The organism is Caulobacter sp. Root1455, from assembly GCF_001426905.1.
Classification (GTDB): domain Bacteria; phylum Pseudomonadota; class Alphaproteobacteria; order Caulobacterales; family Caulobacteraceae; genus Caulobacter.
Window position 1 is genome coordinate 179001 of record NZ_LMFQ01000022.1, and the last position, 16858, is coordinate 195858.

The following is a 16858-nucleotide window of genomic DNA, read 5'->3' on the forward strand; positions in this document are numbered from 1 at the left end:
CACGCCCCCCTCCGTCGCCCTTCGGGCGACACCTCCCCCACGGGGGGAGGGACTTGGCGTGCGCGGCCGCCAGGTGGGGGCAAGGGGGTGAGCCACTGTCATCAGCTCAACAACACCGCCGGCGAACAGGCGTGCCAGCCCAGCCAAACCGCCTCGCCCAGCTTGAAGTCCTCCTGGTCCCACCGCGTCAGGTTCGGGCGCGTGACCTTGATCCGCCGGCCGCTCTTGATCTCGACCTCGTAGACGCTTTGGCCGCCCAGATAGGCCTCGTGCTTGATCACCCCGGCCACGGCGTTCTGACCTTGCGGGCAGTCGCCCATGTTCGGCGGGGCGCCGCCGTCGGGACGCTTGTGCAGCTCGATCTTCTCGGGCCGCAGCGCCGCCCAGACCGTGCCGCCGCGCGCGCCGGTGACGCCGTGGTCCAGGAAGATGTCGCAGTCCAGGTCGGGCGAGCGGACCACCGCGTGGCTGGGCTCGTCGACGGCCAGCACGCCCTCGAACAGGTTCACGCTGCCGATGAAGTCGGCCACGAAGCGGCTGTTGGGGAACTCGTAGAGGTCGCTGGGACCAGCCACCTGCTGCAGCACCCCGCGGTTCATCACCGCGCAGCGCGACGCCAGGGCCAGGGCCTCGTCCTGGTCGTGGGTGACCATGATGAAGGTGATGCCGACCTTCTCCTGCAGGGTGCACAGCTCGGTGCGCATCTGGTCGCGCAGCTTGGCGTCCAGGGCCGACAGTGGCTCGTCCAGCAGCAGCACGCGCGGCCGTTTTACAAGCGCTCGCGCCAGCGCAACACGTTGCCGCTGGCCGCCCGACAGCTGGTCGGGCTTGCGGCCGGCCAGGCCGTGCAGCTGGACCAGGTCCAGCGCCTCCTCCACCCGCCGGTCGCGCTCGGCCTTGCTGACGCGGTCGACCTTCAGGCCGTAGGCGACGTTGTCGGCGACGCTCATGTGCGGGAACACGGCGTAGGACTGGAACACCATGTTCACGGGCCGCTTGTTCGGCGGTACCAGGCTGACGTCCTTGCCGTCGATCAGGATCCGGCCCTCGGTCGGCGTCTCGAAGCCGGCCAGCATCCGCAGCAGGGTGGTCTTGCCGCAGCCCGACGGGCCCAGCAGCGAGAAGAACTCGCCCTCGTGGATCGACAGGGTCACGTCATCGACGGCCGCCATCTTGCCGAAGCGCTTGGTGACGTTCTCGAAGGTGATGATGGGTTGGTTGGTCACGTCGTCTGCCCCCGAGATACGTCAAACTCAGTCGCTGGGCGGCCGCTGGACGCCCCCTCCGTCACGCTGCGTATTCGCAGCGCGCCACCTCCCCCGCTATGCGGGTGAGGTGGAAGCACGCCGACCTTCTCCTCCCCCGTGAAACCGGGGAGGTGGCGGGCGAAGCCCGACGGAGGGGGCGTCCGGCCGCTCATTTGCTGTCCCCGTGTCCGGCCACGCCCGCCGGATCGCCCTGCAGCTTCAGCGCCACGGCCGTCAGGATCACGGTCAGGACGATCAGGATCGTCGAGGCCGCGTTGACCTCGGGCGTCACCGAGAAGCGGACCATCGAATAGACCTTGACCGGGAAGGTCACGGTGTCGGGTCCCGAGGTGAAGAAGGTGATCACGAAGTCGTCCAGGCTGAGCGTGAAGGCCAGCAGGGCGCCGGCCACCAGCGAGGGGGCCATGTGCGGCAGGATGACGTCCCAGATCGTGCGCCACTCGCCGGCCCCCAGGTCGCGGGCCGCCTCCTCCATCTCGCGGTTGAAGCTGGCCATCCGGGCGCGGACCACCACCGCCACGAACGGGAACGAGAACGACACGTGGGCGATGGTGATGGCCCCCAGGTTCAGCGGCCAGGGCAGGCCCACGGGCCAGGGCACGATCTTGGCGAAGAACACCAGCATGGCCACGCCCATGCAGATCTCGGGCACCACGATCGGCAGGGCCAGGGCCCCGTCCAGCACGGTCTTGCCCGGGAAGCGGAACCGCCACAGCACCAGGGCGACCATGGCCCCCAGGGCCACGCTGAGCACCGTGCACAGGGCCGCGATGGTCAGGGAGTTGGCGAAGGCCTCGATCAGCGACGAGTCGTTGAAGGCCTTGTCGTAATATTTGAGCGTGAAGCCCTTCCAGACGATGTTGCGCCGGCTGTCGTTGAAGCTGAAGGCCATCAGGGCGATCAGCGGCGCGTAGAGGAACACCCCCACGGCCGCCAGCCAGGCCTGCATCTGCCAGCGGCGGAGGTATTCGAGCGGACCGGGGGGACTGCGCTTGGTCATCGGACGCCCCTGAACACACTCATGCCGCAACCCCCTTCTTCCGCGACAGCAGCGCCTGCACCGCGATCGCCACGAAGGTCAGGTACATCAGCAGGAACGACAGGGCCGCGCCGAAGGGCCAGTCGTTGGCGCGCTTGAACTGGCGCTCGATGACGTTGGCGATCATCTGGCTGTCGGGGCCGCCCAGCAGGTCGGGGGTCAGATAGGCCCCCAGGGCCGGGATGAAGGTGATCAGTATCCCCGAGGCGATGCCCGGCAGGGCCAGGGGCACGACCACCTTGAACAGGGTGCGCATGTGCCCGGCGCCCAGGTCGAGGCTGGCCTCCAGCAGCGACTTGTCCAGGCGGTCCAGCGCCGAATACAGCGGCAGCACCATGAACGGCAGGTGGACGTAGACCAGGCCGACGATCACCGCGAAATTGGTGTGCATCATCTCCAGCGGCTGGAACGGCGCCAGCGGCACGACCTTGGCCGCCAGCGTCCAGACCGCCTCCAGGCCCTTGTTGATATAGCCCTCGTCGCGCAGCACGGCGATCAGGGCGTAGGTGCGGATCAAGAGGTTCGTCCAGAACGGCAGCATGATCAGCAGCAGGAGCCAGGTCTTGGCCCGCTGCGAGGCGAAGGTGATGGCCAGGGCCACCGGAAAGCCGATCACCAGGCACAGGCCCGTGGTGATGGCGGCCGCCCCCGCCGACTTCAGGAAGATCTTCAGGTACAGCGGCTCGATCGCCCGGGCGTAGTTCTTGAACGTGCCGGTGATGGCGATCTGGGTCAGGCCCTCGTTGTGGCCGAAGCTGTAGGCCCAGACGATGGCCAGCGGGACCAGGAAGAACAGCACCAGCCACACCAGCGGCGCGCTGAGCGCCGTGGCGAAGACGGCCTTGGCCTGTTTCCAGCTCTGCTCCATGTCGGTCCCTCTTCAATAGTCCCTCCCCCCCGTGGGGGAGGTGTCGGCGAAGCCGACGGAGGGGGGAGTGATCGAATCTCGACCGCCCTAAAACTCCCCCCACCGATCGCTTCGCGATCGCCTCCCCCACGGGGGGAGGGGCGATTAAGCCGCCCGCACCCGGGTGATGACTTCCTCGTACTGGCTGGCCTTCTCGGCCCCCTCGAACGCCCCGTACTCGCACTTGGCCAGGGCCTCGGCGGACGGGAAGATCACGGGGTTGTTCTTGTAGTCGTCCGGCATCAGCGCCTTGGCCGCCGCGTTGGGCGTCGGATAGAGGATGGTCTTGGAGATCTCGGCCCCGGCCTTGGCGTCCAGCAGGTAGTTGATGAACTTGTGGGCGTTGTCCGGACGCGGCGCGCCCTTGGGGATGCACAGGGTGTCGGAGTTCAGCAGGGACCCTTCCTTCGGGATCACGAAGTCCAGGTCCGGATTCTCCTTCATCGCCTGGGCGATGTCGCCGTTGTACTCCAGCACCAGGTCCACATCGCCGGCCATCAGCATGTCCTGGCCGTTGTCGTCGTGGAACGCCTTCACATAGGGCTTCTGGCGGATCAGCATCTGCTCGATCTCGGCGACCAGCTCGGGCGGGATGTTGTTGACGCTGTGGCCTTTGTACTTGGCGGCCAGGCGGATCAGGTCGGCGCTTTCCGACAGCAGGGCGATGCGGCCGTTATATTGGGCGCTGTCGAACAGATATTTCCAGCTGTCGGGGACGCCCTTCACCTTCTTCTTGTTGTAGCCGATGCCCAGCACCAGCCAGGTGTAGGGCATCGAGTATTTCCGGCCCTTGTCGTAGTCGGGGTCGAGGAAGGCCGGGTCGATGTTCTTGATGTTGGGGATCTTGGCGTGGTCCAGTTCCTCCAGCATGCCCGCCTGGCCCATGCGGGTGACGAACTCGTTGGACGGCACGATCACGTCGTAGCCGGCGTTGCCGGCCTTCAGCTTGGCGAACAGTTCGTCGTTGGTGGCGAACAGGCTCATATTGACGTCGACGCCGGTGGCCTTCTTGAAGTCGTCCAGCGTCGTCTCGCCGATATAGGTGTCCCAGTTGTAGAAGTTCAGCTTGGCTTCCTCGCCGCCGGCCGACTTGGCCGCCTCGCCGGCGGGCTTCTGGCCGCAGGCGGTGAAGCTGATGCCGATGGCCGCGGCGCCCATGGCCGTCAGCAGCGAGCGGCGTGTGCCGAGAATGCGGTTGGTGCTCATGGTGTCTCCCCTTGAATTCGTCTGACGACGGATGATTTCGACAACCCAAAAAACCTGTCATCCCGGACAAGGCCCGAAGGGCCGCCGATCCGGGACCGCCGGAAGCGCCTGCGTTCACGCGTCGGTCCCGGATCTTCGCGCTGCGCGCTCGTACTCTTTGTCTTTCCGCGCCCCGCCGTCAGGCGTTGCGCAGATACCAGTCATAATCCAGCGCCGTGACCACCGCGCCGAAGCGCGCCTGTTCGGTGCGCTTGACCGAGACGAACATCTCCACGAACCGCTCGCCGAGATAGTCGCGCAGCACGTCGGACGCCTCGAACAGGTTCACCGCCGCGTGCCAGTCGGTGGGCAGGCGGATCTTCTCCTTGGCCGCGGCCGCGTAGCCGTCGCCGACCACCGCCGCCCCCGGATCGATCTTGTTGGAAATGCCGTGGTGGGCGCAGGCCAGCAGCGCGGCCAGCACCAGGTACGGATTGGCGTCGGCGCCCGCCACGCGGTGCTCGACATGGCGGGTCGGCGGCGGGCCGGCCGGCACCCGCAAGGACACCGTGCGGTTGTTGACGCCCCAGGTCGGGGCGACGGGGGCGTAGCTGTTGGCCTTGAAGCGGCGATAGCTGTTGGCGTTGGGCGCCAGTATGGCCATGCAGTCGGCCATCAGCGCCTTCATGCCGCCGATCGCGTGCTTGAGCAGCGGCGAGCCTTCGGGATCGTCGCTGGCGCAGAGGTTCTGGCCCTCGGCGTCGTTGAAGCTGACATGGACGTGGAAGCCGTTACCGGCCTGGTCGGCCCAGGGTTTGGCCATGAAGGTGGCCTCGCAGCCGTGCTTCAGGGCCACGCCCTTGGCGGCCCGCTTGTAGCGCAGGGCGTCGTCGGCGGCCTCCAGGGCGTCGGGCTTGTGCTTGAGGGTCAGCTCCACCTGGCCCGGGGCGAACTCCGAGATCGCGCCTTCCAGGGGCACGCCCAGGACGTCGCAGACGTCCCACAGCTCGCGCAGGAAGGGGGCGTGGGCCTCCAGCTCGGGCAGGCCGTAGACCTGGATCCCGTGCGGCCGCTCGCCGGTCTGGTGGGAGCGGGCCGGCAGCAGCTCGCCGTTGGGGCCGCGCTGCTGGTCGACCAGATAGTATTCCAGCTCGCAGGCCGCGACCGGCGTCAGGCCGTCGGCGGCGAAGCGGTCCAGCACCCGCCGCAGCACGTGGCGCGGGTCCAGGTCGTTGGCGGCCCCGTCCAGCTCGTACAGCGACAGCATCACCTGGGCCATGTCCGGGCCCAGCCAGGGGGCCAGGGTCAGGGTCCCGGGAACCGGCCGCGCGCGGCGGTCGGCGTCGCCGTCCTCCCAGACCAGGCCGGTGTCCTCGCAGTCGGCGCCGTTGGTGTCGACCACCAGGATCGAGCCCGGCAGGAAGCGGCCGTAGTCATAGACCGCCTGCAGCTCGTGAATCCGCAGGCGCTTGCCGCGGGGGACGCCGGTCATGGAGGTGAAGAACACGTCGACGTACTTCACCTGCGGATGGGCGGCGAGGAAGTCGATGCATTCCTGGGGGTCGGCGACCATGGGTGTCGTCATAAACTCAGTCCCTCCAGCGCCCCGGCGAACCCGTCCACCGCCTCGACCAAACGGTCGATGGCGGCGTCTTCGGTCATCGGCGACACCAGCATCATGGTGTGGAAGGGCGCGATCAGCACCCCTCGGTTGATCAGCCACAGATGAAGCGCGGACAGCAGGTCCGGGTCCAGCGCCTCGCGCATGGCGGCGGCGTTTTTCGGCGGCGAGGCGGCGAAGACCAGCTCGACCCGGGTGCCGACATGGACCACCGACCACGGCAGGCCGCGCCCGGCGATCATCTTCCGCAGGGCCTCGACCAGCCGCCCGGCCCCGGCCAGCATCCGCGCGTAGGCGGCGTCGGTCATCACCTCGGTCAGCATGGCCCGCATGGCCGCCAGGGCCAGGGCGTTGCCCGACAGGGTGGTGCCGATCCCCGACTGGCCGGGCCCGACCCGGGCGGCGGCGGCGTCCATCCGTTCGGACAGCTGGGCGGTCACGCCCCAGACGGCGGCCGGCACGCCGCCGGCGATGGCCTTGCCGACCACCAGCATGTCCGGAACCAGCCCATGGGCCCGGGCGTAGCCGCCGGGGCCGGTGGAGAGCGTGTGGGTCTCGTCGAGGATCAGCAGGGTCCCGGCCTGGCGCGTCAGGTCGCGCATCACGTCCAGGAAGCCCGGCTGCGGCAGGATCATCCCGCAATTGGTCATGGCCGGCTCGGCCAGCAGGGCGGCGACGTCGCCGGGCGCCAGGGCGGCGGCCAGGGCCTCGGGATCGTTGAACGGCACGACGCGGGTGGTGGCCGTCAGGTCGTGGACCTGGCCCAGCAGGCCGGCCTTCATCGCCGGAACGCCGTCTTTCAGCGTCACGAACGCGTCGTCGACCATGCCGTGATAGCAGCCGTCGAACACCAGGATCACCGGCCGCTCGGTGACCGCCCGGGCCCAGCGGATGGCGGCGCGGTTGGCGTCGCTGGCCGTGGTCGCCATCTGCCACAGCGGCGGGCCGAAGCGCTCGGCCAGCAGCCGGCCGACGATCACCGCGCCGGCGGTGGGCAGCATGAAGCCGGTCCCGCGCCGGGCCTGGTCGGCGACGGCCCGGGCGACCGCCTCCTGGCCGTGGCCGAACATGGCCGGCGTGTCGGCCAGGCAGAAGTCGTCGTACAGCTTGCCGTCGACGTCGGTGATCTGGGCCCCGACGCCCTGGGCCGCGAAGATCGGACACGGACTGGCCCAGTCGGTCATCCAGTGCATCGGCGCCCCGCCCCGCCAGACGTCGGCCGACTGCCGCGACAGGGCGCACGAGCGCGGATGCTCGGCGACGAACCGGCGGGCCTCGTCCTGGATCAGGTCGGACAGGATGGGGGCGTTGGCGGGTTTGGGGGTCATGGGGCCAACCTGCTGGGCCGAACGCCCCCTCCGTCACGCTGCGTATCCGCAGCGCGCCACCTCCCCCGCGATGCGGGTGAGGAGGAAGCGGCGCGATCCTTCTCCTCCCCCGTGAAACGGGGGAGGTGGCGCGAGGCGCAGCCTCGTGACGGAGGGGGTGTCAGGGCGTCGGTCATCCGGAACCCACCCCGCCAAAGCACAGGTACTTGGTCTCCAGGTACTCATCGAGCCCCTCCGAAGCCCCCTCGCGGCCAAGCCCGGAATCCTTGACCCCGCCGAACGGCGCCACCTCTGTGGAGATGATGCCTTCGTTGATCCCGACCATCCCCGCCTCGATGGCCTCGGCCACCCGCCAGCAGCGGCCGACGTCGCGGCTGTAGAAGTAGGAGGCCAGGCCGAACGGGGTGGCGTTGGCCAGATCGATGGCTTCCTGCTCGGTGTCGAACTTCACGATCGGCGCGACCGGGCCGAAGATCTCCTCCTGGAACAGACGCATCTGCGGCGTCGCGCCGGTCAGCACGGTGGGCTGCCAGAACAGCCCGCCCAGGTGGTGGCGTTCGCCGCCCACCGTGGCCTTGGCGCCCTGCTCCACGGCTTCGCGCACCAGTTTCTCGACCTTGGCGATGGCCTTGGCGTTGATCAGCGGACCGATGGTCACGCCCTCGCCCGTGCCCGGCCCCACCTTCATGGCGCCGACCTTCTCGGTCAGCCGCGCGACGAACGCGTCGTGGATGCCCGACTGGACGATCAGCCGGTTGGCGCAGACGCAGGTCTGGCCGGTGTTGCGGTACTTGCTGGCGATCGCCCCGTCGACGGCGGCCTCCAGGTCGGCGTCGTCGAAGACGATGAACGGCGCGTTGCCGCCCAGCTCCAGGCTGAGCTTCTTCATGGTGCCGGCGCACTGGGCGTAGAGGGTCTTGCCCACCGGGGTCGAGCCGGTGAACGACAGCTTGCGCACCCGCGCGTCGTCGCACAGGGCCTTGCCGATGCCGGCGCTGTCCTTGCCGGTGACGACGTTCAGCACGCCCGCCGGCACGCCCGCCTCGGTCGCCAGGCGGGCGATGGCCAGGGCGCACAGCGGGGTCTCGGCTGCCGGCTTGACCACCACGGTGCAGCCCGAGGCCAGGGCCGGGCCGACCTTGCGGGTGATCATGGCGATCGGGAAGTTCCACGGCGCGATGGCCGCGCAGACCCCGACCGGCTGCTTGATCGACATCAGCCTTTTGCCGGGCATAGGACTGGGGATTGCATGACCGTAGGCCCGCTTGGCCTCGTCGGCGAACCAGTCGATGAACGCCGCGCCGTAGGCCACCTCGCCCCGCGACTCCGCCAGGGGCTTGCCCTGTTCGGCGGTCATCAGCCGGGCCAGGGCCTCGGCGTGGGCCAGCATCAGGTCGGACCATCTGCGCAGGATCGCCCCGCGCTCCTTGGCGGTCTTGGCGGCCCAGGTCGGAAAGGCGCGATGGGCGGCCTCGATGGCGACCTTGGTCTCCGACGCGCCCAGGTCGGCGACCTGGGCGATCACCGAACCGTCGGCGGGGTTCAGGACCTCGAACGTGGTTTCGCTCTCGATCCACAGGCCGTCGATGAAGGCGGCGGTTTCGACAAGTTCGAGCGTCATGGTCATCACCTCAGCGTCACGGACACCGACTTCAGGTCGGCGTACTTGTGCAACGCGTGAAGGCTGCGGTCGCGACCGAAACCCGACTGCTTGAAGCCTCCGAACGGCATGGTGATGTCGCAGGCGTCCCAGCCGTTGATCCACACCAGCCCGGCCTTCAGCCGCCGAGCCGAGCCGAGGGCGCGGTTGATGTCGCTGGTCCACAGGCCGGCGGCCAGGCCGTAGACGGTGTCGTTGGCCAGGGCGATCGCCTCGTCCTGGGTCTTGAAAGTCTGCACCCCCAGCACCGGGCCGAACACCTCCTCGCGGGCCAGGGTGTGATCGGGCTCCAGGCCGTCGAAGATGGTCGGCTCGACATAGAAGCCGCCCGTCTCCCGACGCACCCGCTTCCCGCCCAGGAGCCGGCGATTGCCCTGGCGGTCGGCGGCGGCGATGTAGTCCAGGGCGGTGTGCATCTGCCGCTCGCTGACCATGGCGCCGAACACGGTCGCGGGGTCCAGCGGGTCGCCGGGGACCATGGTCCTGGCGACGGCGATCACCTTCTCGAGGAAGGCGTCCTTGATCCCCTCCTCGACCAGCAGCCGCGAGGCGGCCGTGCAGACCTCGCCCTGGTTATAGAACACGCCCCAGGCGGCCGCTTCGGCGGCGGCGTCCAGGTCCGGGCAGTCGGCGAAGACGATCTGGGGCGACTTGCCGCCCAGCTCCAGCGAGACGCGCTTGAGGTTCGAGCGCGCCGAATAGTCCATCAGCCGGCGGCCGACCAGGCCCGAGCCGGTGAAGGCGATCATGTCGACGTCCATCGACAGGGCCAGGGCCTCGCCCGCCACGCCGCCCAGGCCGGGGACCACGTTTAGCACCCCTGCCGGGAGCCCGGCTTCGAGGGCCAGCTCGCCCAGCTTCAGCGCCGTCAGCGGCGACTGCTCGGCGGGCTTGAGGACCACGGAATTGCCCATGGCCAGGGCCGGGGCGGCCTTCCACATCGCCATGTGCAGCGGGAAGTTCCACGGCACGATGGCCCCGACCACGCCCAGCGGCTCGTGGACGGCCCAGCTCAGGCGGTCGATCGGCGAGGCCCCGACCTCGCCATAGATCTTGTCCAGCGCCTCGGCGTACCAGCGGGTCGTGCCGATCGACAACGGGATGTCGACGGCGCGGGCGTCGCGGATCGGCTTGCCGGTGTCCAGGCTCTCCAGCAGCGCCAGGTCCTCGGCGTCGCGCTCCATCAGCTCGGCCAGCCTGAACAGCACGGCCTTCTTGGCGCGCGGGCCCTGGTCGCGCCAGCGGCCGTCCTCGAAGGCGGCCCGGGCGGCGGCCACGGCGCGGTCGACGTCGACGCCCTCGCAGGCGGCGACCCGGTTGATCACCGTCCCGTCGCGCGGCGAGACGTTGTCGAGCGTCTTGCCCGACGCCGCCCCGACCAAGGCGCCGTCGATCACCGCCAGCCCCGGCAGGGACAGGCTCTTGAGGGCGTCGAAGATGGACGGGGCGGTCACGCGGGATCTTTCTGAAAATTGTGATCACAGTTTGCGGTGGGGGAGCCACTGTCAAGGTGGGGACGCGCGCTGAAGAGCCGGCGCCTGACGGTTGGGCGCCCTTCCTCCTCACCCGCGCAGCGGGGGAGGTGGCGCGATGCGGATACGCATCGTGACGGAGGGGGCGTCCGGTGGCGGCGAGCGCCCCCTCCGTCACGTCGCTGCGCGACGCGCCACCTCCCCCGTTTCACGGGTGAGGAGAGGCTCACCGCCCCGCCTCCACCGCCGCCCGCATCTTGTCCATGCCCTCCGACAGGTCGGCCGCGATGGCCCGGCGCGCGCCCTCGGCGTCGTGGACCTTCAAGGCCTCCACGGCCTCGACGTGGCGGTCGGCGACCAGGCCGTCGGCGCCGACCCGGCCGAACACCACGCGCATGAACGGTCCGATCTGCAGCCACAGGCCGCCGGCCATGGCCAGCAGCACCTCGGCGTCGGCCCGCTCGTAGATGGCGAAGTGGACGTCGTGGTTGGCGGTCATGTAGGCGTCGACGTCGCCCAGCTTCAGGGCGTCGTCGACGGCGGCGTCCAGGTCGCGCAGGCGCTTGACCAGGGCGGCGTCGACATGGGGCGCGGCGCGGGCCGCCAGCTCCGGCTCGACCCACAGCCGGGCCTGGGACAGCTGCTCCAGCCGGGCCGCCGTCAGCGACGGCACGCTGAGCCGCTTGTTGGCCGGATTGATCGCCAGGGCCCGCTCGGCCACCAGCCGCCGCACGGCGTCGCGCACCGGCATCGGCGACACGCCCAGCTCGGCCGCCAGGCTGCGCAGGGACACCCCGACGCCCGGCGCGATGCGGCCGTTGATCAGGGCCTGGCGGATGGCTTCGTAGACCTGGTCGTGGACGGCCAGGCTGTCGGCGAGGGGACGTCTCTGAGAGCCTGTGGAAGCCGGGGACACACACTCACTCCTCTGCCCGAGCCACGATCACACCGGCCGCGGGATGAGTGTGTGTCCCCATCTCCGGCCCCGGCTTGTCCGGTTTGGTCTTGCCAGCAGACCTCCAATTGCGATCACAATGCAAGCCTGATCCGGAGCTCCCCATGGCGACCAACGACCTCGACGCCTTCTGGATGCCGTTCACGCCCAACCGGCGGTTCAAGGCCAATCCGAGGATGCTCAGCCACGCCGAGGGCATGCACTACGCAACGCCCGACGGCCGCCGGATCCTGGACGCCACCTCGGGCCTGTGGTGCGTCAACGCCGGGCATAACCGGCCGAGGATCGTCGAGGCGATCCGTCGCCAGGCCGGCGAGATGGACTACGCCCCCAGCTTCAACATGGGCCATCCGGCGGCCTTCGCCTTCGCAAGCCGCATCGCCCAGATCACCCCGCCGGGCCTGGACCGGATCTTCTTCACCGGCTCGGGCTCGGAGTCGGTCGACACCGCCCTGAAGATCGCCCTGGCCTATCACCGGGCCCGCGGCAACGGGACCAAGACCCGGCTGATCGGCCGCGAGCGCGGCTATCACGGCGTCGGCTTCGGCGGCATCTCGGTGGGCGGCATCCCCAAGAACCGGATGTATTTCGGCTCGCTGCTGACCGGCGTCGACCACCTGCCCCACACCCACGGCGTGGCGGGCAACCTGTTCAGCCAGGGCCTGCCCAAGAACGGCGCCGAGCTGGCCGACGCGCTGGAAGCCATCGTCGCCCTGCACGACGCGTCCAACATCGCCGCCGTGATCGTCGAGCCCGTGGCCGGTTCGACCGGCGTGCTGGTCCCCCCCGAGGGCTATCTGCAACGCCTGCGGGCGATCTGCGACAAGCACGACATCCTGCTGATCTTCGACGAGGTGATCACCGGCTTCGGCCGGGTGGGCGCGGCCTTCGCGGCCGAGCGGTTCGGGGTGATCCCGGACATGATCTGCATGGCCAAGGGCCTGACCAACGCCGCCGTCCCGGCGGGGGCGGTGGCGGCCTCGGAGGGGATCTACCAGGCGATGATGGACGGCGCCGACGCGCCCATCGAGCTGTTCCACGGCTACACCTATTCGGCCCACCCCCTGGCCTGCGCGGCCGGCATGGCGGCGTTGGAGGTCTATCAGGAGGAAGGCCTGTTCCAACGGGCCCTGGACATGGAGCCCTACTGGCGCGCGGCCGTGCATTCGCTGAAGGACGCCCGCCACGTGATCGACATCCGCGACTTCGGCCTGATCGCCGGGATCGAGCTGGAGCCGAGGCCGGGCGCGCCGACCGCCCGGGCGATGGCCGCCTTCGAGACCGCCTTCGACAAGGGCCTGCTGATCCGCGTGACCGGCGACATCATCGCCCTATCGCCGCCGCTGATCATCACCGAGGCGCAGGTGGACCAGGTGGTGGACACGATCCGCGCGGTGCTGACGGGGGTGGACTGAGGCCGCCTGGACGCCCCCTCCGTCACGAGGCTGCGCCTCGCGCCACCTCCCCCGTTTCACGGGGGAGGAGAAGATCCGCGCCGCTTCCTCCTCACCCGTGAAACGGGGGAGGTGGCGCGCTGCGAATACGCAGCGTGACGGAGGGGGCGTTCGGCGGCATACTCAACCCATGAGGTCTTCAGCCGAGACACACTCGCGCGCCAAAACCCTGCGCCGAACCATGAGCCCGCCCGAGGTCATGCTTTGGGTCCGCCTGCGCGCCCGCCAGCCCGACGGGCCCCGCATCCGCCGCCAGCACCCGATCGGGCCATACGTCGCCGACTTCTACTGCGCGGACGCCAGGTTGGTGATCGAGATCGACGGCTGGTGTCACAACATGGGCGACGCACCGGAGCATGACGCACGCCGCGACGCCTGGATGGCGCGGAAAGGCCTGACGATCGTGCGTTACGCCGCCGCCGACGTGTTCGCCGACCCGACCGGCGTGGCGGATGGAATCTGGGACCTGGCCACGGCGCTCATTCGCGAGCGGAACGGCCGGGACGCCCCCTCCGTCACGTCGCCTATCGGCGCCGCGCCACCTCCCCGCTGCGCGGGTGAGGAGAGGAAGCTGAGCCTTCGCTCTGTCCTCGGGTGTGGGTATAAGGACGGATGACCCTCGCAGACGCCCGTCCCGCCAAGCCCGCTCCGATCAGCCCCAACGCCCTGATCCTGATCGTCATCTTCACGGGCCTGGCCTTCGCCCTGGCCCGGCTGCCCGACCCGCCCGGCGTGCTGACCTTCGCCTTCGTGGTGGCGGGCTGGATCCTCAGCGTCTCGATCCACGAGTTCGCCCACGCCTTCGTGGCCTACAAGGCCGGCGACCACACGATCGCCGAGAAGGGCTATCTGACCCTGGACCCGCTGAAATACACCGACCTGTCGACCAGCCTGATCCTGCCGCTGCTCGCCCTGGCCCTGGGCGGGATCGGCTTTCCCGGCGGGGCGGTCTATCTGCGCGACGACCTGATGCGCAGCAAGCGCGGCCGGGCCCTGGCCTCGCTGGCCGGACCGCTGGGCACGTTGACGGTGCTGATCGGCCTGGCCGCGTGCCTGGCCGCCGACCGGGCGTTCGGCGTGCAGACCAGCCCGCTGTCGCGCGCCGCCGCCTTCCTGGCCTTCCTGCAGGCCTTCGCCCTGGTGCTGAACCTGCTGCCCCTGCCCGGCCTGGACGGCTTCGGCGTGATCCGCCCCTACCTGCCGGCCGAGGTCCAGCAGCGGGCGCTGAAATTCGGCAACCTGGTGTTCATCGGCCTGTTCCTGGCGATCTTCCTCGTGCCGGCGGTCAACGACGCCATCCTGAGCGTGGTGGTGACGATCACCGACCTGTTCGGCGTGTCGCGGCCGGACATCGGCGCGGGGTATCACGCGTTCCGGTTCTGGGAGGGGTGAGCCCTCCCCTCTCCCGCGCGGGGAGAGGGTTCCGGCGGGCCTATTGCCCCAGGCCGTACGGCCCGCTCTTGGCCAGCGCCGCCCGCCAGGCCGGGCGGGCGTGCATGCGGCCGATCCAGGCCTCCAGGTTCGGATAGTCCGCTAGCTTGCCGTGCGCCTTGGCGACCTCGGCCACGAAGCTCATCTGGATGTCGGCGCCGGTCAGGCTGTCGCCGACGAAGAACTGGCGGCCGGCCAGCGCGCCGTCGACATAGGACAGGTGGTTGGCCATCTCGCCCTCGATGCGCGGATGCAGCGGCGCCCCCGCCGCGCCCAGCCGGCCGACATACATCCGCAGCAGCATCGGCAGCATGGCCGAGCCCTCGGCGTAGTGCAGCCACTGCTGGTAGGCGTCGTAGTCGGGGCCGGCCGGATCGGGCGCCAGCCGGCCGCCGGCGTGGCGGCGGATCACATAGTCGGTGATCGCCCCGCTCTCGATGATCGTCGCTTCGCCATCGGTCAGCACCGGCGACTTGCCCAGCGGGTGGACGGCGATCAGCTCGGGCGGCGCCAGGCGGGTCTGGGCGTCGCGCGTGTAGAACTTGATCTCGTAGGGCAGGCCCAGCTCCTCCAGCAGCCACAGGATGCGCTGCGAGCGCGACTCGTTGAGGTGGTGGACGACCAGCATGTTTCTTCCCCTTTTGGGCCATTTATGTTGCACTGCGGCATTGCTCGCAGGTGCGAAAAGCTCCAGAGTGAAAGAAAACAACTGTTCGGCGCACGGGAGCAAGCCATGACCACAGCGGTCGCCCAGGAAACCACCCAACCCTTGATCCTGCCGGGGCTGACCGGCCTGCTGCGCGAGGCCGCCGGCGCGGCCCAGCTGTTCGTGGCCGAGGCCAAGCCGGCGGTGAAGGCGGCGATCACCGGCGCCAACGGCAAGATCGACCGCGCCCTGGCCGACGAGCATCAGCACCAGGTGCACGGCTACGGCTGGTACGCCGCCTATGCCGAGCTGCTGAACCAGGTCGCCGGCTGGGCCGAGCGGCTGGAGGCCGAGGGCCGGTTCGGCGAGATCGAGGCCCTGCTGGCCCAGCTGCTGTTTTCCGAATACTGCGCCCAGCTGGTCGGCGGCGTGCCGATGAACCAGGGCGAGATCGTCCGTCCGGCCCACCTGATCACCGACCGCTCGGTGCTGAACCGCCTCTATTCCAACGGCCTGATGAAGCTGATGGTCGAGGGCGGCACGCAAGCGGTGAAGACCCGGGTCGCCCGGCGCCTGGCCGAGGCCCGCGGCCGTCCGACCCTCGAGCACACCGGTCTGGACGAGACCTTCGAGATGATCCGCGACCAGTTCCACGCCTTCGCCGAGGAAAAGGTCACCCCGTTCGCCCACGAATGGCACCTGAAGGACCAGTTGATCCCGATCGAGCTGGTCGAGGAGCTGGGCGCCCTGGGCGTGTTCGGCCTGACCATCCCCGAGGAGTACGGCGGCAGCGGCATGGGCAAGACCGCCATGTGCGTGGTGTCCGAGGAGCTGTCGCGGGCCTGGATCGGCGTCGGCTCGCTGGCCACCCGCTCGGAGATCGCCGGCGAGCTGATCCTGACCGGCGGCACGGAAGACCAGAAGCAGTACTGGCTGCCGAAGATCTCGGACGCCTCGATCCTGCCGACCGCCGTGTTCACCGAACCCAACACCGGCTCGGACCTGGGATCCTTGCGCACCCGCGCCGAACTCAAGGGCGAGCAATACGTGGTGACCGGGAACAAGACCTGGATCACCCACGCCGCCCGCGCCGACGTCATGACCCTTCTGGTCCGCACCGACCCGGCCACCACCGACTATCGCGGCCTGTCGATGCTGCTGGCCCCCAAGCCGCGCGGCGTCGAGGGCAACGACTTCCCGGCCGACGGCATGAGCGGCGGCGAGATCGGGGTGATCGGCTATCGCGGCATGAAGGAGTTCGAGCTGGGCTTCGACGGCTTCGCGGTGCCGGCCGAGAACTTGCTGGGCGGCGTGCCCGGCCAGGGCTTCAAGCAGCTGATGGCCACCTTCGAGAGCGCCCGCATCCAGACCGCCGCCCGCGCCGTCGGCGTGGCCCAGGCGGCGCTGGAGACCGGTCTCGGCTACGCCCTGGACCGCAAGCAGTTCGGCCAGGCGATCTTCGAATTCCCGCGCGTCCACAACAAGCTGGCCATGATGGCCGCCGAGATCATGGGCGTGCGCCAGCTGACCTATTTCGCCGCCCGCCAGAAGGACGAGGGCAAGCGCTGCGACCTGGAGGCCGGCATGGCCAAGCTGATCGCCGCCCGCGTCGCCTGGGCCGCCGCCGACAACGCCCTGCAGATCCACGGCGGCAACGGCTTCGCGATGGAATATGTCGCCAGCCGCCTGCTGGCCGACGCCCGCATCCTCAACATCTTCGAGGGGGCGGGCGAGATCCAGGCCCAGGTCATCGCCCGGCGTCTGCTGGAAGAGGGAAACTAGGGAGAGATCGACAGGCCATTGCGGGCGGCCGCGATCTCGGCCGCCCGCGCCGCGTCCGCCAAGGGGGATGCCGGACATATCGGGTAAGTCCTCGGCCGCTTCAGGCGGAT

Annotated in this window: 14 protein-coding genes and 2 pseudogenes; 6 read left to right on the plus strand and 10 right to left on the minus strand. The window is 69.5% G+C overall.

Going from position 1 to position 16858, the window contains the following annotated elements; translation table 11 throughout:
• Positions 1-101 precede the first annotated feature (101 nt).
• Positions 102-1172, minus strand: a complete 1071-nt coding sequence (locus ASD21_RS15335; protein ID WP_235524902.1) for an ABC transporter ATP-binding protein — start codon at positions 1170-1172, stop codon at positions 102-104.
• An 82-nt stretch (positions 1173-1254) separates the two neighbouring features.
• Here ASD21_RS15335 and ASD21_RS25255 point away from each other — a divergent pair.
• Positions 1255-1368: pseudogene (locus tag ASD21_RS25255) on the plus strand (hypothetical protein); the annotation flags it as partial.
• A gap of 48 nt (positions 1369-1416) precedes the next feature.
• On the opposite strand, the gene ASD21_RS15340 reads toward ASD21_RS25255, so the two are convergent.
• From ASD21_RS15340 to ASD21_RS15360, 5 genes are all read right to left on the minus strand, one after another.
• Positions 1417-2268 carry an ABC transporter permease gene (locus tag ASD21_RS15340; RefSeq protein WP_056442934.1) on the minus strand — a complete coding sequence of 284 codons (852 nt, stop codon included), beginning with the start codon at positions 2266-2268 and terminating at the stop codon, positions 1417-1419.
• A 19-nt stretch (positions 2269-2287) separates the two neighbouring features.
• Entirely contained in the window at positions 2288-3175 is an 888-nt protein-coding gene (locus ASD21_RS15345) for an ABC transporter permease (protein ID WP_056442940.1), read from the minus strand.
• Between the two features lie 144 nt (positions 3176-3319).
• Positions 3320-4420 carry an ABC transporter substrate-binding protein gene (locus tag ASD21_RS15350; RefSeq protein ID WP_056442943.1) on the minus strand — a complete coding sequence of 367 codons (1101 nt, stop codon included), beginning with the start codon at positions 4418-4420 and terminating at the stop codon, positions 3320-3322.
• A gap of 178 nt (positions 4421-4598) precedes the next feature.
• A complete protein-coding gene (locus ASD21_RS15355; RefSeq protein ID WP_156398400.1) occupies positions 4599-5972 on the minus strand; it encodes a glutamine synthetase family protein in 1374 nt (457 codons plus the stop codon).
• Positions 5973-5980: 8 nt separating this feature from the next.
• Positions 5981-7348, minus strand: coding sequence for an aspartate aminotransferase family protein (locus ASD21_RS15360; protein WP_056442949.1), 1368 nt, complete (start codon positions 7346-7348; stop codon positions 5981-5983).
• On the opposite strand from ASD21_RS15360, the pseudogene ASD21_RS24795 reads away from it, so the two are divergent.
• Positions 7349-7432: pseudogene (locus ASD21_RS24795) on the plus strand (hypothetical protein); the annotation flags it as partial.
• Between the two features lie 88 nt (positions 7433-7520).
• On the opposite strand, the gene ASD21_RS15365 reads toward ASD21_RS24795, so the two are convergent.
• The 3 genes from ASD21_RS15365 to ASD21_RS15375 form a co-directional block, all read right to left on the minus strand.
• Positions 7521-8978 carry an NAD-dependent succinate-semialdehyde dehydrogenase gene (locus tag ASD21_RS15365; protein ID WP_162250241.1) on the minus strand — a complete coding sequence of 486 codons (1458 nt, stop codon included), beginning with the start codon at positions 8976-8978 and terminating at the stop codon, positions 7521-7523.
• Positions 8975-10462, minus strand: a complete 1488-nt coding sequence (locus ASD21_RS15370) for an aldehyde dehydrogenase (RefSeq protein ID WP_056442952.1) — start codon at positions 10460-10462, stop codon at positions 8975-8977. The genes ASD21_RS15365 and ASD21_RS15370 overlap by 4 nt, the downstream gene beginning before the upstream one ends.
• A 244-nt stretch (positions 10463-10706) precedes the next feature.
• Positions 10707-11396, minus strand: coding sequence for a GntR family transcriptional regulator (locus tag ASD21_RS15375; RefSeq protein ID WP_056442958.1), 690 nt, complete (start codon positions 11394-11396; stop codon positions 10707-10709).
• 143 nt (positions 11397-11539) lie between these two features.
• On the opposite strand from ASD21_RS15375, the gene ASD21_RS15380 reads away from it, so the two are divergent.
• The 3 genes from ASD21_RS15380 (at position 11540) to ASD21_RS15390 (ending at position 14281) form a co-directional block, all read left to right on the plus strand.
• Positions 11540-12850 carry an aspartate aminotransferase family protein gene (locus ASD21_RS15380; protein WP_056442961.1) on the plus strand — a complete coding sequence of 437 codons (1311 nt, stop codon included), beginning with the start codon at positions 11540-11542 and terminating at the stop codon, positions 12848-12850.
• Between the two features lie 169 nt (positions 12851-13019).
• Positions 13020-13505 carry an endonuclease domain-containing protein gene (locus tag ASD21_RS15385; RefSeq protein WP_056442965.1) on the plus strand — a complete coding sequence of 162 codons (486 nt, stop codon included), beginning with the start codon at positions 13020-13022 and terminating at the stop codon, positions 13503-13505.
• On the plus strand, positions 13502-14281 hold the full coding sequence (locus ASD21_RS15390) for a site-2 protease family protein (protein ID WP_056442968.1): 780 nt from the start codon (positions 13502-13504) through the stop codon (positions 14279-14281). The genes ASD21_RS15385 and ASD21_RS15390 overlap by 4 nt, the downstream gene beginning before the upstream one ends.
• Before the next feature lie 40 nt (positions 14282-14321).
• Here ASD21_RS15390 and ASD21_RS15395 read toward each other — a convergent pair whose 3' ends face one another.
• Positions 14322-14948, minus strand: a complete 627-nt coding sequence (locus ASD21_RS15395; RefSeq protein WP_056442971.1) for a glutathione S-transferase family protein — start codon at positions 14946-14948, stop codon at positions 14322-14324.
• 105 nt (positions 14949-15053) lie between these two features.
• Between ASD21_RS15395 and ASD21_RS15400 the strand changes: the two genes are divergently transcribed.
• Complete coding sequence (locus ASD21_RS15400) at positions 15054-16748, plus strand: acyl-CoA dehydrogenase family protein (protein WP_056442975.1); 1695 nt, start codon at positions 15054-15056, stop codon at positions 16746-16748.
• Positions 16749-16858: the final 110 nt, after the last annotated feature.

Coding starts and splice junctions, on each gene's coding strand:
- ASD21_RS15335 (WP_235524902.1), bottom strand. CDS start 1,172: ATGGCGGCCGTCGATGACGTGACCCTGTCGATCCACGAGGGCGAGTTC.
- ASD21_RS15340 (WP_056442934.1), bottom strand. CDS start 2,268: ATGACCAAGCGCAGTCCCCCCGGTCCGCTCGAATACCTCCGCCGCTGG.
- ASD21_RS15345 (WP_056442940.1), bottom strand. CDS start 3,175: ATGGAGCAGAGCTGGAAACAGGCCAAGGCCGTCTTCGCCACGGCGCTC.
- ASD21_RS15350 (WP_056442943.1), bottom strand. CDS start 4,420: ATGAGCACCAACCGCATTCTCGGCACACGCCGCTCGCTGCTGACGGCC.
- ASD21_RS15355 (WP_156398400.1), bottom strand. CDS start 5,972: ATGGTCGCCGACCCCCAGGAATGCATCGACTTCCTCGCCGCCCATCCG.
- ASD21_RS15360 (WP_056442949.1), bottom strand. CDS start 7,348: ATGACCCCCAAACCCGCCAACGCCCCCATCCTGTCCGACCTGATCCAG.
- ASD21_RS15380 (WP_056442961.1), top strand. CDS start 11,540: ATGGCGACCAACGACCTCGACGCCTTCTGGATGCCGTTCACGCCCAAC.
- ASD21_RS15385 (WP_056442965.1), top strand. CDS start 13,020: ATGAGGTCTTCAGCCGAGACACACTCGCGCGCCAAAACCCTGCGCCGA.
- ASD21_RS15390 (WP_056442968.1), top strand. CDS start 13,502: ATGACCCTCGCAGACGCCCGTCCCGCCAAGCCCGCTCCGATCAGCCCC.
- ASD21_RS15395 (WP_056442971.1), bottom strand. CDS start 14,948: ATGCTGGTCGTCCACCACCTCAACGAGTCGCGCTCGCAGCGCATCCTG.
- ASD21_RS15400 (WP_056442975.1), top strand. CDS start 15,054: ATGACCACAGCGGTCGCCCAGGAAACCACCCAACCCTTGATCCTGCCG.